Below are 14,474 nucleotides of genomic sequence, written 5' to 3' on the forward strand. Positions count from 1 at the left end.
GGAGCCGGGTCGCCGGCCGCCGGCCGGCTCGGCGTGGTCCCGGTGGTCGCCGTGACCGGCGCGGTGGCACCCGCGCTGTGCGTGCCCTCGCCCTTCGCCCCGCCGTCCCCGCTGCCCATGGCCTGGACGACGGCGACGATCCCGGCGATCAGCAGCAGCACGACCACCACGGTCGCGATGGCCAGCCGCCGCCGCCCCTTGCGCGGGTCGGCCCCGGCCGCCTGGGTCGCGCCCATCGTCCACTCACTGGTCACCGGCCGGATCGGCTCCGCGGCCGGCACCGGATCCGCGGACTTCGCGGCGCCCTTCTCGTCGGCGGGCTCCGCCGCGGGCTCCTCGTCCCGGGCCCGGCGCCCCACCCGGACCGTCCCCAGCAACCCGCCCACGGTCCGCTTCGGAGCCGGCTTCGCCTCCGCCGCCGCCCCGGCCTCCTTCACCTCAGCCTCAGCCTCGGCCTCGGCCTTGCCCTCCCCCACAGCCACCGACCCGACCGGCATCGCGTGCTCGGTGGTCGACTCGGCCTTCGCGGTCGCCTCCGCGACCACCCGCTTGAGCATCGACCGGGTCTGCGAGGCGTCCAGCCGCTTCGCCGGGTCCTTCTCCAACAGCCCCTCGATGACCGCCAGCAGCGGCCCGGCGTTCGCGGGGGTGGTCAGCTCCTCGGTCATCACCGCGGTCAGGGTGGCCAGCGCCGAGCCGCGGTCGTACGGCGGCCGCCCCTCGACCATCGCGTACAGCGTGCCGCCCAGCGACCACAGGTCGGCCGGCGGCCCGGGCTTCTGCCCGCGGGCCCGCTCCGGGGATATGTACGAGGGCGCGCCGACCAGCATCCCGGTGGAGGTGATCGAGGCGTCGCCCTCCACACTGGCGATGCCGAAGTCGGTGAGCACGACCCGGCCGTCCTCGCCGATCAGCACGTTGGAGGGCTTGACGTCCCGGTGCAGGATGCCCAGCGCGTGCGCCGCGCTCAGCACGCCCAGCACGTCCAGCGCGATCTCCGCCGCCCGGACGGGCGCCAGCGGCCCGTCCTCCCGGACGACGTCGGCCAGCGAGCGGGACTCGACCAGCTCCATGACGATCCACGGCCGGTCGTCCTCGTCGACCACGTCGAAGACGGTCACCGCCGAGGTGTGCCGGATCCGCGCGGTCGCCTTGGCCTCGCGCAGCGTCCGGACGATCAGCCGGTGCTTCTCCTCCTCCTCGACGCTGGCGTTCATCCGCAGTTCCTTGACCGCGACGGTCCGGCCCAGCATCTCGTCCTCGGCGCGCCAGACGGTGCCCATGCCGCCGCGTCCGAGCACGCCGTTCAGCCGGTAGCGGCCGGCCAGGAGGCGGCCGGTGGAACCCTGCGCCTGGGTCATTCGGAACGTTCCCCCATGTGCTGCTGGCGGTCGTGGTGACGGCGCGTCGGCCCGGCCAGGGCCCGAACGCCCAAGCCTCCATCATCCCCTGTCCAGGGGGGCGACGACCACCCGCCCCCCATCCAACCCGGGACGAACCTGAACGGGTGCGACGCTCTGTGCCCGATCTGTGATCGAAAACTCGCCAAGATCTGCCCGAAGCGCTGCTAGCGTTCGGCAGCTCATCGTCTTTTCCGGGGGGACTCGACGCCCATGACCGCACCCACACCGGGCGCTGACGGCTCATCGCCCCGCCCGCAGACCGCCCAGCACTACTCGGTCGCACCGGTCCTGGACACCCCCGACGGCTACGTCGCCCCCGGCATGCCCGGTGTCCCCGTCGCCGGCTACGCACCCACCACCCCCCGGACCACCCCCCGCCGCCGCACCGCCCTCGCCCTCACCCTCGCCCTCCTCGCCGCCCTCCTCAGCGGCCTCGCCTACGGCTGCGCCCCCCTGCGCGCCGCCGACACCCTCGGCTGGCTCACCATCGCCCAAGCCGGCCTGGTCGCCCTCCCCCTCGGCCGCCTCGGCGGCCGAAACCGCCTGCTCCCCCCACTCGGCGCCCTCCTCGCCGCCGGAGCCCTCCTCACCGGCCAGCTCACCGAACACCTCCGCCTGCTCCACGCCGAGGCCCCCACCCCCCACCACCTCCTCCCCGACACCCTCACCACCTGGCGCGCCGACCTACGCCCCCTCGACCTCGCCTTCTACGCCATCGCCCTGATCGGCGGCTTCCTCCTCACCCGCCGCACCGCCAACCGCACCTGACCCCACAGACGCACAGGGCAAAGCCCCCCACCCGCACCCCGTCACCCCCACCCGCACCCACCCGCCCCCAGCACCCCCACCTACCTCCCCCACCCGCACCCACCCGCCCCCGCACCCCTCCCCCCACCTCCCCCACCCACCCACCCCTCCTCACCAGGCGAGAGGGACGCGCTGCGGAAGGGGGCGGCGCAGGGGGTGGCTGCGGAGAGGGGCGTGACGGGTGATTTTCAGACTGCCAACGGTCTCAACACCCCGCGATGAGAGTCGGCAGTCAGAAAATCACCCAGCCCCCGGAGCGGCCACCCCCGGAGCCGCCCCCGGCACCCACCCTCCCGAGAGCCCCCCCCGAACGAACGAAGACCCCCACCGGCAACCCGGCAGAGGCCCTCGTCACTGCTTCAGCAATCCCCTCAGCGGTGATCCAGCGCCGGGTTCACCGTCACCTCGACCCGCTGGAACTCCTTCAGCTCCGTGTACCCCGTGGTGGCCATCGCCCGCCGCAGCGCCCCGAACAGGTTCATGGTCCCGTCCGGCGTGTGCGAAGGCCCGGTCAGGATCTCCTCGGTGGTGCCGACGGTCCCGAGGTCCACCCGCTTGCCGCGCGGCAGCTCCTCGTGGACGGCCTCCATCCCCCAGTGGAACCCCTTGCCCGGCGCGTCGGTCGCCCGGGCCAGCGCCGCACCGATCATCACCGCGTCGGCGCCGCAGGCGACGGCCTTCGGGATGTCGCCGCTGTAGCCGACGCCCCCGTCCGCGATCACGTGCACGTAGCGGCCACCGGACTCGTCCATGTAGTCACGGCGGGCCGCCGCCACGTCCGCGACCGCGGTCGCCATCGGCACCTGGATCCCCAGCACGTTGCGGGTGGTGTGGGCGGCGCCCCCACCGAACCCGACGAGCACCCCGGCGGCGCCGGTCCGCATCAGGTGCAGCGCGGCGGTGTAGGTGGCGCAGCCACCGACGATCACCGGAACGTCCAGCTCGTAGATGAACTGCTTGAGGTTGAGCGGCTCGGCGGCACTGGAGACGTGCTCGGCCGAGACGGTGGTGCCGCGGATGACGAAGACGTCGACCCCGGCGTCCACGACGGCCTTGGAGAACTCGGCGGTGCGCTGCGGCGAGAGCGCGGCGGCGGTGACCACACCGGAGTCGCGGACCTCCTGGATCCGCTGCTTGATCAGCTCGGCCCGGATCGGCGCGGAGTAGATCTCCTGCAGCCGGCGGGTCGCGGTGGGCGCGTCGGTGATCGAGGCGATCTCGTCCAGCAGCGGCTGCGGGTCCTCGTAGCGGGTCCAGAGACCTTCCAGGTTCAGCACGCCCAGACCGCCCAGGCGGCCGATCTTGATGGCCTGCTCCGGCGAGACCACGCTGTCCATGGGGGCAGCCAGGAACGGCAGCTCGAAGCGGTAGGCGTCGATCTGCCAGGCGATCGAGACCTCCTTTGGGTCACGCGTACGGCGGCTGGGGACGACGGCGATGTCGTCGAAGGCGTACGCCCGGCGGCCGCGCTTGCCTCGCCCGATCTCGATCTCAGTCACTTCGAGCCCTTCTGGTTTGTTGCTCATGCCCGCCGGGTCACCCCGGCCGCCCCCAGTATCCCGTACTGCCGCTGGTCCCGCCCCGACGGCCCACGCCCCGGATCGTCCGAGGGGCCCGCCGCTGCGGTGCAGCGACGGGCCCCTCGGACGATCGGGCCGATCAGGACGATCGGCGGCGCGCTCAGCGGGTCGAGTAGTTCGGCGCCTCGACGGTCATCTGGATGTCGTGCGGGTGGCTCTCCTTGAGGCCCGCCGAGGTGATCCGGACGAAGCGGCCCTTGCTCTCCATCTCGGAGATGGTGGCGGCACCGACGTAGCCCATGGTCTGGCGCAGGCCGCCGACCAGCTGGTGCAGCACGGCGGACAGCGGGCCGCGGTACGGCACCTGGCCCTCGATGCCCTCGGGGACGAGCTTGTCGTCCGAGGCGACCTCGGCCTGGAAGTAGCGGTCCTTGGAGTACGAGCGGCCCTGGCCGCGGGACTGCATGGCGCCCAGCGACCCCATGCCGCGGTACGACTTGAACTGCTTGCCGTTGATGAACATCAGCTCGCCCGGGGACTCCTCGCAGCCGGCCAGCAGCGAGCCGAGCATCACGGTGTCGGCACCGGCGGCCAGCGCCTTGCCGATGTCGCCCGAGTACTGCAGGCCGCCGTCGCCGATGACCGGCACGCCGGCCGCCTGGCAGGCCTGGGCGGCCTCGTAGATGGCGGTGATCTGCGGGACGCCGATGCCGGCGACGACGCGGGTGGTGCAGATGGAGCCGGGGCCGACGCCGACCTTGACGCCGTCCACGCCGGCGTCGATCAGCGCCTGGGCGCCGTCGCGGGTGGCGACGTTGCCGCCGACCACGTCGATGCCGACGGCCGACTTGATCTTCGAGATCCAGGCCAGCGCGTTGTGGCTGTGGCCGTGCGAGGTGTCGACGACCAGGAAGTCCGCGCCCGCCTCGACCAGGGCCTGGGCCCGGTCGAAGGCCTCGGCGCTGGCGCCGACCGCGGCACCGACCAGCAGACGGCCCTCGGCGTCCTTGGCGGCGTTCGGGTACTGCTCGGCCTTGACGAAGTCCTTGACGGTGATCAGGCCCTTGATCCGGCCCTCGTCGTCGACCAGCGGCAGCTTCTCGATCTTGTGGCGGCGCAGCAGCGCCATCGCGTCCTCGCCGGAGATGCCGACCTTGCCGGTGATCAGCGGCATCGGGGTCATGATCTCGCGGACCTGGCGGCTGCGGTCCGACTCGAAGGCCATGTCACGGTTGGTGACGATGCCGAGCAGCTTGCCGCCCTCGTCGGCGATCGGCACGCCGGAGATGCGGAACTTGGCGCACAGCGCGTCGGCCTCGGCGAGGGTGGTGTCCGGGCCGACCGTGATCGGGTCGGTGACCATGCCGGACTCGGAGCGCTTCACCAGGTCGACCTGGTTGGCCTGGTCCTCGACCGACAGGTTGCGGTGCAGGACGCCGACGCCGCCCTGGCGGGCCATCGAAATGGCCATCCGCGCCTCGGTGACCTTGTCCATCGCCGCGGACAGCAGCGGGATGTTGACGCGGACGTTCCGGGAGATCCGCGAGGAGGTGTCGACCTCGTTCGGCAGCACCGCGGAGGCCCCGGGCAGCAGCAGGACGTCATCGAACGTGAGCCCGAGCATGGCGAACTTCTCGGGTACGCCTGCGGCGTTGTAAGACATTTGGGGGTACCTTCCGTGGCCGGCCTAATCCGCTCGCGCCCAGAGGGAGGGGGCGCGTTGATCGCTCACTCGCGCAGACCGCCGAAAGCCGGGTGGGCCGGACTTGGACGAACCTCCAAGGAAACCCCGTGCGCACCCGCGAAACTTTGGCAACCTGCCCAGGCGCCGATACCCCATGGTACTGGCACCGCGAATGTGCCCTCGTGTGCCCTTGACAACAAGCACCCCCAGCAGCTCATTCCGCCGCGCACGGGCCCCCGGACCTGCTCCTCCGGATCAGGAGGACTCCTCCGCGAGCGCCCGCAGCCGGCTGAGCGCCCGGTGCTGGGCCACCCGGACGGCCCCCGGCGACATCCCGAGCACCTCGCCGGTCTCCTCCGCGGACAGCCCGGCGGCCACCCGCAGCAGCACCAGTTCGCGCTGACGGGCCGGCAGGTTGGAGAGCAGCTCCTTGGCCCAGGCCGCGTCGCTGCTCAGCAGCGCCTGCTCCTCCGGGCCGAGCGCCTCGTCCGGCACCTCCGGCAGGTCGTCCTGCGGCACGACGGTCGAACCGGGCCCGCGCATCGCGGCCCGCTGCAGATCGGCGATCTTGTGCGCGGCGATGCCGTAGACGAAGGCTTCGAACGGCCGCCCCTGGTCCTTGTACCGGGGCAGCGCGCACAGCACGGCGACGCAGACCTCCTGGGCCACGTCGTCCACGTGGTGCCGGGCCCCGCCGGGCAGCCGGACGAGCTTGGCGCGGCAGTACCGCAGCGCGAGCGGGTGGACGTAGGCGAGCAGCGCGTCGATGGCCGGGCCCTCGCCGCGCACGGCGGCCGCGACCAGTTCGCCCACCAGGGGCGAGCCGCCCGTGCCGAGCACCGGCGGGCGGCCCGGACCGGCCTGCGCGCCGGAGCCACCGGACTCCGTGTACGACGGATCGTGGCCCGGGTCGGAGGGCTCGGCCTCACCCGGGTCCGCCTGGCCGGCCGCACCGGCGACATCGTCGCGCATCGGTCCATGGTGCCTGGTCGATCGAGAAAACGCGGCACCGCGTCCGGAGTTGTGCACCGGAACGTTATGCGCTGCGGCACCGTGCGGCGTGCCGCGCACCACCGGCCCCTCCTGCACCGTGCCGCCTTCCGCCCCGCCACCGTGGGTGGCCCCGTCCGTCGCGCCGTTCGCCGAGTGTCCTGCGGCTGCGTGGTTCGCCGCAGTGCCTGTCCGCTGGTCCCCGAGGTGCTCCACACCTCCATGGTGCAACCTCGGGACCGTAACGTCACACGCCTGTGCGGCGCCCGTTCCGGAATTCGACGGCGGTGCGCCGCAACCGGCGGCGCCGCCGGTTGTCAGCGGACCAGGCCCCAGCGGAAACCCAGTGCCACCGCGTGCGCGCGGTCGGAGGCCCCGAGCTTCTTGAACAGCCGTCGGGCGTGGGTCTTCACGGTGTCCTCGGACAGGAACAGCTCGCGCCCGATCTCCGCGTTGCTGCGCCCGTGGCTCATGCCCTCCAGGACCTGGATCTCACGCGCCGTCAGGGTCGGTGCCGCGCCCATGTCGGGGCTGCGCAGCCGGCGCGGGGCGAGCCGCCAGGTCGGGTCGGCGAGGGCCTGGGTGACGGTGGCCCGCAGTTCGGCGCGCGAGGCGTCCTTGTGCAGGTAGCCGCGGGCACCCGCGGCCACCGCGAGCGCGACACCGTCGAGGTCCTCGGCGACGGTGAGCATGATGATCCGAGCGCCCGGATCGGCGGACAGCAACCGCCGGACCGTCTCGACCCCGCCGAGGCCGGGCATCCGGACGTCCATCAGGACGAGATCGGAGCGGTCGGCCACCCAGCGGCGGAGGACCTCCTCCCCGTTCGTCGCGGTGGTGACCCGGTCCACACCGGGTACGGTCGCGACGGCGCGGCGAAGCGCCTCGCGGGCGAGCGGGGAATCGTCGCAAACGAGAACGGAAGTCATGACCGTCGTCCTCCGCAGCTGATCCGCGTCACGTTGAGCCTCCTGGCTGGTACGAACCTCTCCGACACGGCCGATCGGCGACGGACTTCGTACTGATCGCCCCGACTTGCCCGCGATCGTTCCCGACGTCCGGCGCCCGCTAACCGCCTCCGCACTTCCAACGACCGTCACTCGAATGAGTTACGGCCCACAGGCCATCTCCACCACTGTACGTGGCCAACCCATTACCGATCAGCCGCATCGCGGTGCACACGCCGCAGTTTTGCGCAGCTCGCGCGCGGTGGGCGCACGACCCGCACACCGGCGCGGTGCGTCGCGCGCCCTCCGGCCACCCGATTGCCACGCCCGCGCCCGCCGAACCCCTTGCCCACTTTGCCCGTTTTTATAGCTTTCGTATGGTCATTGACTGTTGTGCCAGTGTGTGGGTGACTTGTCCATGGAGTTGCCTTAAGTCATATTTCCAGGTGTCCACACCAGCGCGGGACGCCCCGCCGGGCACCGTTCGGCAGCAGCCCGCCGAAACGCCCGGCCGCCGCCGACCGCCTCTGAAGGGAATGAGTCATGGCAGATTTCTCCCGCCTCCCCGGTCCCAATGCGGACCTCTGGGACTGGCAGCTCTCGGCAGCCTGCCGTGGCGTGGACAGCTCGCTCTTCTTCCACCCCGAGGGCGAGCGCGGAGCGGCCCGCAGTTCACGCGAGGCCAGCGCCAAGGAGGTCTGCATGCGCTGCCCAGTGATCGCCGAGTGCGCCGCGCACGCCCTGGCGGTCCGTGAGCCGTACGGCGTCTGGGGCGGGATGACGGAGGACGAGCGCGAGGAGATGCTGGGCCGCTCGCGGCACCGCCTGGTGGAGGTCCCGTTGGCCCCGCCGGCGGTCGCGCAGCGTTAGACCCGCCTCCACGGTGCGCCGTGAAGAAACGTTTCTTCGCGGCGCCTCAGGCCACCCCACCCCCTTTCAGGGGCCCCGGTCACCGACCGTCAACGATCGGCGGCCGCATCCGCCAGCCGCTCCCGCATCAGCGCGACGGCCGGCACCTCGGCCAGGTCCGGCAGGGTCAGCGCCACCACCTGGCGCACCGCCGGCGCCCCGGAGGCCGTCCGCACCGGCACCGTCGACACGCCGTCAGGACGCACCGACTGCAGGGCCAGCCGGGGCAGCACCGCCACCCCCAGCCCGGCCGCCACCAGGCCGACCACCGCCGGGTAGTCGTCGGTCGCGAAGTCGATCCGGGGCTCGAAGCCCGCCCCCGCACACAGCTCCACCAGGTGCCCCCGGCACTGCGGACAGCCGGCGATCCACTGCTCCCCCGCCAGCTCGGCCAGCTCCACCGGACCGCCCCGCCCGGCCAGCGGGTGGGCGGCGGGCAGCAGGCCCACCAGCGGATCGTCCAGCAGCGGGGTGACCACCAGGTCGGACCAGTCGGTTCCGGCCGACAGCTGTTGCGCCTCCAGATTGGCCTCGGCCCGTGCCTCGCGCGGCGAGCCGTGGGCGGGCGCCGACACCACGGTCGCGCCGTCGGACGGCGGGTAGCGGAAGGCCAGCGCGATCTCGCACTCGCCGCCGCGCAGCATCGCCAGCGACTCCGGCGGCTCGGCCTCGACCAGCGACACGCGCACCCCCGGATGGCCGTCCCGCAGGCGGGCGACCGCGGGCGGCACCAGGGTGGAACTCGCGGTCGGGAAGGAGACCAGCCGCACCCGTCCGGCCCGCAGCCCGGCGATCGCGGCCACCTCCTCCTCGGCGGCGGAGAGCCCGGCCAGGATTCCGGTGGCATGCTTGAGCAGAACCCGCCCGGCCTCGCTGAGCTGCATCCCGCGGCCCGAGCGGACCACCAGCGGGGTGTCCACCGACTTCTCCAGGGCCTTCATCTGCTGGCTGATGGCGGGCTGGGTGCACCCCAGCTCGCGGGCGGCGGCGGAGAAGGAGCCGGTGCGGGCGACGGCACGCAGGACGCGGAGATGGCGGGCCTCGATCATGCCTCAGTTATAAGGCAATCTTTGCTTTCCGCAAAATTCTACTGATAGTTGAAGCCTCAAGCGCCGCCCCGAGCGCCCAGAAGGCGAGCGGGCGAGCCCCGCCCCGAGCCGAAGGGGCGCGCCGGTGCCGAAAGGGAGAAGGGCCCAGCCGCCGACGAAGGAGGTGGCGCAGCGCCCGCCGACCGTCGGCACCGGACCCGAGCGACCCGGAGGCGAGCGGGCGAGCCCCCGCCCCGAGCCGAAGGGGCGCGCCGGTGCCGAAAGCGAGAAGGGCCCAGCCGCCGACGAAGGAGGTGGCGCAGCGCCCGCCGACCGTCGGCACCGGATCGGAGCGGCCCGGAGGCGAGCGGGCGAATAACAGCCGGAGGCCCGGCCCGCCACCCCGTGCGGGGTACGGACCGGGCCTCCGGTCAGACGCTGTGGCTGTCGCGCCGGGGCGTCAGTGCGAGTGGCCGTGGCCGCCGTGCGAGTGGCCGGCCTCCGGCTCCTCCTCCTTCTTCTCCACCACGAGGGTCTCGGTGGTGAGCAGCAGGGAGGCGATCGAGGCGGCGTTCTCCAGGGCGGAACGGGTGACCTTGACCGGGTCGATGACGCCGGCCTTCAGCAGGTCGCCGTACTCGCCGGTGGCGGCGTTGTAGCCGAAGCCCGCCTCCAGCTCGGCGACCTTGTGGGTGATGACGTAGCCCTCCAGGCCGGCGTTCTGGGCGATCCAGCGCAGCGGCTCGTGCAGCGCCTTGCGGACCACGGCGACACCGGTGGCCTCGTCACCCGACAGGCCGAGGCCGCCGTCCAGCACCTTGGCGGCGTGCACCAGGGAGGCGCCACCGCCGGCGACGATGCCCTCCTCGACCGCGGCACGGGTCGCCGAGATGGCGTCCTCCAGGCGGTGCTTGCGCTCCTTCAGCTCCACCTCGGTGGCGGCGCCGACCTTGATGACGCAGACGCCGCCGGCCAGCTTGGCCAGGCGCTCCTGCAGCTTCTCGCGGTCCCAGTCGGAGTCGGTCGCGGCGATCTCGCCCTTGATCTGGGCGACGCGGCCGGTCACGGCCTCGGAGTCACCGGCACCGTCGACGATGGTGGTCTCGTCCTTGGTGATGGTCACGCGGCGGGCGGTGCCCAGCACGTCCAGACCGGCCTGGTCGAGCTTGAGGCCGACCTCCTCGGAGATGACCGTGCCGCCGGTGAGGACGGCCAGGTCGCCGAGGATCGCCTTGCGGCGGTCGCCGAAGCCCGGGGCCTTGACGGCGACGGCGTTGAAGGTGCCGCGGATCTTGTTCACGACCAGGGTCGACAGCGCCTCGCCGTCGACGTCCTCGGCGATGATCAGCAGCGGCTTGGAGGCGCCGGACTGCAGGATCTTCTCCAGCAGCGGCAGCAGCTCCTGGATGGAGGAGATCTTGCCCTGGTTGATCAGGATGTACGGGTCCTCGAGGACCGCCTCCTGACGCTCCGCGTCGGTGACGAAGTACGGCGACAGGTAGCCCTTGTCGAACTGCATGCCCTCGGTGAAGTCCAGCTCCACGCCGAAGGTGTTCGACTCCTCGACGGTGATGACACCGTCCTTGCCGACTTTGTCGATCGCCTCGGCGATCAGCTCGCCGACCTGGGTGTCCTGCGCGGAGAGGGACGCGACGGCGGCGACGTCGTCCTTGCCCTCGATCTCGCGGGCGACGGACAGCAGGTGCTCGGAGACGGCGGCGACGGCCTTGTCGATGCCCTTCTTCAGGGCGGCCGGGCCGGCACCGGCGGCGACGTTGCGCAGACCCTCGTTGACCAGGGCCTGGGCCAGCACGGTGGCGGTGGTGGTGCCGTCACCCGCGACGTCGTTGGTCTTGGTGGCGACCTCCTTGACGAGCTGCGCGCCAAGGTTCTCGTACGGGTCGTCCAGCTCGACCTCACGGGCGATGGTGACACCGTCGTTGGTGATGGTCGGGGCGCCGAACTTCTTGTCGATGACGACGTTGCGGCCCTTGGGGCCGATGGTCACCTTGACGGTGTCGGCCAGCTTGTTGACACCGCGCTCCAGCGAGCGGCGGGCGTCCTCGTCGAACTGCAGGATCTTCGCCATGTTCCCTATTCCCTCGGGGCTGCGGCCGGCCGGCCGCCGAACTACGTGAACCAACAACCACGCCCCGGGCCCCTGTCACTTGGGACACGGATCCGGGGCGGGTCGGAACGACTTGCTTCTCGGTGCTGCGTTTACTTCTCGATGATGGCGAGAACGTCGCGCGCCGAGAGGACGAGGTACTCCTCGCCCTGGTACTTCACCTCGGTGCCGCCGTACTTCGAGTACAGGACGATGTCACCGACGGCGACGTCGAGCGGCAGACGCTGGCCGTCCTCGAAGCGGCCCGGGCCGACAGCCAGGACGACGCCCTCCTGGGGCTTCTCCTTGGCGGTGTCCGGGATAACCAGGCCGGAGGCCGTGGTGGTCTCGGCGTCGAGCGGCTGGACCACAATGCGGTCCTCGAGCGGCTTGATGGCAACCTTGCTGCTGGTGGTCACGTCCGAGCTCCCCTTCGGAGATTACGGGGTTTTCTAACGGGTAGGGGCGAACCTGCGTGCCTGCCGTCGCGGGGGTCAGACACACGTCTTCGCATTAGCACTCCCCACGGGGGGAGCGCCAAGGACGACCATAGGCTGCCGTTAGCACTCAGTCAACCAGAGTGCCAACGGCGCGCCCCAGGAGCCCAGGCTACGGATGAGTAGCCGTACTCATGTGCGATCCCCGGCCGGGCGGCCAGACTCCTGCCATGACCTCGCTCCCGACGCACGTCCGCCCGGCCCCGCTCAAGGACGTGTCCCTCGCCCTGCTGGCACTGCCCCTGATCGGGGTCGTGCTCCCGTTCGTCGTCTTCTCCTTCATCGCCGGCCTCGGCAACGGCCCCGGCGCCGGGGACGACGGGGACGGGCACGGCTGGGCCTTCCTGGGCGTCGGGATGACGGCCGCCCCGATCGCCGCCCTGGTGGCCGGCGTGCTGGTGGCCGTCCGCACCCGGCGGTCCGGCTACCAGCTCCTCCCGGTCGTCGCCGCGCTCTCGCCGTTCCTGCTGCCCGCGACCCTCTCCTCGGGCGTCCTCTGGCGCTGAACGGAACGCCCGCACCGCCGCTGACCGGTCAGAATGACCCCGTGGACACCGAGAACCTCCAGCCCCTGCTGACCCCCGAGGGTCAGGCCCTGCTCGCCGAGCTGCGCGAGTTCGCCCCCGAGGAGGAGCTGGCGCTGGCCACCAGGCTGCGGCGGGAGCACCCGGCGGAGCTGGTGTCGGCGGCGTTCGGGCAGGCGCGGCTGCGGCAGCGGGCCCGGGCGAAGTTCGGGGCGGACGCCGACCTGATGTACTTCACGCCCAACGGGGTCGAGCAGTCCACCCGGCGCAGCGTGGCCGAGTGGCGGGCCCGCCGCTTCGCCGAGTTGGGCGTACGGCGCCTCGCGGACCTGTGCTGCGGCATCGGCGGGGACGTGCTGGCGCTGGCCCGGGCCGGGATCCACGTGCTGGCCGTCGACAGGGACCCGGCGGCCTGCGCCGCCACCGCGGCCAACGCCGCCGCGCTGGGCCTGTCCGAGCTGGTCGAGGTGCGCTGCGCGGACGTCGCCGAGGTGGACGTCACCGGCTACGACGCGGTGTTCACCGACCCGGCCCGGCGCACCTCGCGCGGCCGGGTGTTCGACCCGGAGGCGTACGCCCCGCCGCTGTCCTGGGCGATCGAGGCCGGCCGGCGGACCCCGATCGGCGCCCTGAAGGTCGCCCCGGGCATCCCGCACGAGGCCGTCCCGGCGGACGCCGAGGCCGAGTGGGTCTCCGACCACGGGGACGTCAAGGAGGCGGTGCTCTGGTTCGGCACCGGGGCGACCCGCCCGCACCGCGCCACCCTGCTGCCGCACGGCGCCACCCTGACCGGCGGCGACCTGCCCGACCCGCCGGCCGGCCCGGTCGGGCGGTACCTGTACGAGCCGGACGGCGCGGTGATCCGGGCGCACCTGGTGGCCGAGGTGGCCGGGCAGGTCGACGGCCGGCTGATCGACCCGAAGATCGCCTACGTGACCTCGGACCGGCTGGTCGCCACCCCGTACGCGCACGCCTACGAGCTCACCGACGTGCTGCCGTACAACGTCAAGAGGCTGAAGGCGCTGCTGCGCGAGCGCGCGGTCGGCACGGTGGTGATCAAGAAGCGCGGGATGGCGATCACCCCGGAGGAGCTGCGCCGCCAGCTCAAGCCCTCCGGGCCGAACGCCGTCACGGTGATCCTCAGCCGCACCGACGCCGGGCCGCTGATGATGCTGGGACAGCCGGTCTGACCTACGAGGCCGGCGCCTGGATGTAGTCCTCCAGCCGGGCCACCGAGAAGCCCTGCTCCTGGATGCGGGCCAGCAGGTCCGCGAACATCTGGGTCATCGTGGCGCCCTTGAGCTCCTTGGGGCCGCGGAAGTGCGCCAGGATGATGTCGCCGGACTTCAGCTTCTTGTCCCCCGCCTGGTACTGCATGTCGTGGATCTGCATCGACTCGCGCCAGAGCACGATCGCCCGCGGACCGCACTGCTGCACCGACGTGTTGAGCGTGGGGGTGTTGGCGCCGTCGCCGAACGGCGGGCGGAACAGCAGCGGGGCGGTGCCGTACTGCTGGGTGAGCGCGGCCTGGTCCTCGCAGATCTCGGACTTCTGCTTGTCCGCCGGGAGCTTGCTCATCACCGGGTGGGTGACGGTGTGGTTCTGGATGTGGTTGCCCAGTGCCTGGAGCGGCTTGAAGTAGCCGTAGTCGTTCTTGACGATGTCCTTGGTCAGGAACATCGAGATCGGCACCTTGAGGTCGGTCAGCATCTCGACGAACTTCGGGTCCTTCTCGGCGCCGTCGTCGATGGTGATGAAGACGACCTTGTCGGCGGTCTTCACATCGCTGAACACCGGTACGGTGCCGGTGCGTTCGAGCTTGATGGGCTTGTCGGCGGGCGGCGCGGGGGCCGGTGCCAGCGGCTTGAGGTTCCACTTCGCCCAGTCCGCGGCGTCGCCCTGGGCCGGGGCCGCGCCGGGCGTGGTGGCCGCGGCGCTCGGCCGGATGTGGTTCTACGTGGACGCCTCCGGCCTCACCCGGCTGCGGCTGTGGGTGCTGGTGGTCGAGATCTGGCTGGGCGTCGTCTTCCTGCTGCTGATCACCGCGGGGCTCACCCG

The 14,474-nt window shown here is 72.2% G+C and carries 14 protein-coding genes; 5 read left to right on the forward strand and 9 right to left on the reverse strand.

Going from position 1 to position 14,474, the window contains the following annotated elements; genetic code table 11:
* A partial coding sequence (locus BG452_RS16730) for a serine/threonine-protein kinase (protein WP_188305101.1) occupies positions 1–1,361 on the reverse strand: 1,361 nt, incomplete at its 3' end.
* A 252-nt stretch (positions 1,362–1,613) separates the two neighbouring features.
* Here BG452_RS16730 and BG452_RS16735 point away from each other — a divergent pair.
* Positions 1,614–2,171 carry a hypothetical protein gene (locus BG452_RS16735; RefSeq protein WP_188305102.1) on the forward strand — a complete coding sequence of 186 codons (558 nt, stop codon included), beginning with the start codon at positions 1,614–1,616 and terminating at the stop codon, positions 2,169–2,171.
* Between the two features lie 410 nt (positions 2,172–2,581).
* Here the strand turns inward: BG452_RS16735 and BG452_RS16740 are convergent, their stop codons facing one another.
* From BG452_RS16740 to BG452_RS16755, 4 genes are all read right to left on the reverse strand, one after another.
* On the reverse strand, positions 2,582–3,709 hold the full coding sequence (locus tag BG452_RS16740; RefSeq protein ID WP_188305103.1) for a GuaB3 family IMP dehydrogenase-related protein: 1,128 nt from the start codon (positions 3,707–3,709) through the stop codon (positions 2,582–2,584).
* A 181-nt stretch (positions 3,710–3,890) separates the two neighbouring features.
* A complete protein-coding gene (gene guaB / locus BG452_RS16745) occupies positions 3,891–5,393 on the reverse strand; it encodes an IMP dehydrogenase (RefSeq protein WP_188305104.1) in 1,503 nt (500 codons plus the stop codon).
* 276 nt (positions 5,394–5,669) lie between these two features.
* The gene (locus BG452_RS16750) at positions 5,670–6,386 is read right to left on the reverse strand and encodes a sigma-70 family RNA polymerase sigma factor (protein WP_188305105.1); all 717 of its coding nucleotides are present in this window, start codon (positions 6,384–6,386) and stop codon (positions 5,670–5,672) included.
* A 335-nt stretch (positions 6,387–6,721) separates the two neighbouring features.
* Positions 6,722–7,333, reverse strand: a complete 612-nt coding sequence (locus BG452_RS16755; protein WP_014136228.1) for a response regulator transcription factor — start codon at positions 7,331–7,333, stop codon at positions 6,722–6,724.
* 561 nt (positions 7,334–7,894) lie between these two features.
* On the opposite strand from BG452_RS16755, the gene BG452_RS16760 reads away from it, so the two are divergent.
* Complete coding sequence (locus tag BG452_RS16760; RefSeq protein ID WP_049654358.1) at positions 7,895–8,221, forward strand: WhiB family transcriptional regulator; 327 nt, start codon at positions 7,895–7,897, stop codon at positions 8,219–8,221.
* Between the two features lie 89 nt (positions 8,222–8,310).
* On the opposite strand, the gene BG452_RS16765 is transcribed toward BG452_RS16760, so the two are convergent.
* The 3 genes from BG452_RS16765 to groES form a co-directional block, all read right to left on the reverse strand.
* Positions 8,311–9,309 (reverse strand): LysR family transcriptional regulator, encoded by a 999-nt coding sequence (locus tag BG452_RS16765; RefSeq protein WP_188305106.1) that lies wholly within the window; start codon positions 9,307–9,309, stop codon positions 8,311–8,313.
* A 439-nt stretch (positions 9,310–9,748) separates the two neighbouring features.
* Positions 9,749–11,377: a chaperonin GroEL gene (groL, locus tag BG452_RS16770; protein WP_188305107.1), complete on the reverse strand. Its 1,629-nt coding sequence runs from the start codon at positions 11,375–11,377 to the stop codon at positions 9,749–9,751.
* A gap of 131 nt (positions 11,378–11,508) precedes the next feature.
* Positions 11,509–11,814 carry a co-chaperone GroES gene (gene groES / locus BG452_RS16775; protein ID WP_014136232.1) on the reverse strand — a complete coding sequence of 102 codons (306 nt, stop codon included), beginning with the start codon at positions 11,812–11,814 and terminating at the stop codon, positions 11,509–11,511.
* Between the two features lie 248 nt (positions 11,815–12,062).
* On the opposite strand from groES, the gene BG452_RS45675 reads away from it, so the two are divergent.
* Positions 12,063–12,398, forward strand: a complete 336-nt coding sequence (locus BG452_RS45675; protein ID WP_223242317.1) for a hypothetical protein — start codon at positions 12,063–12,065, stop codon at positions 12,396–12,398.
* A 41-nt stretch (positions 12,399–12,439) separates the two neighbouring features.
* Positions 12,440–13,606, forward strand: coding sequence for a class I SAM-dependent methyltransferase (locus BG452_RS16780; RefSeq protein WP_317621085.1), 1,167 nt, complete (start codon positions 12,440–12,442; stop codon positions 13,604–13,606).
* Position 13,607: 1 nt separating this feature from the next.
* On the opposite strand, the gene BG452_RS45680 is transcribed toward BG452_RS16780, so the two are convergent.
* Positions 13,608–14,210 carry a polysaccharide deacetylase family protein gene (locus BG452_RS45680; protein WP_317621086.1) on the reverse strand — a complete coding sequence of 201 codons (603 nt, stop codon included), beginning with the start codon at positions 14,208–14,210 and terminating at the stop codon, positions 13,608–13,610.
* 70 nt (positions 14,211–14,280) lie between these two features.
* On the opposite strand from BG452_RS45680, the gene BG452_RS45685 reads away from it, so the two are divergent.
* Positions 14,281–14,474, forward strand: a 194-nt coding sequence (locus BG452_RS45685) for a DUF4153 domain-containing protein (protein ID WP_317621087.1), incomplete at its 3' end; no start/stop codon positions are given.

This window comes from Streptomyces sp. CBMA123 (assembly GCF_014596465.1).
GTDB lineage: Bacteria > Actinomycetota > Actinomycetes > Streptomycetales > Streptomycetaceae > Kitasatospora.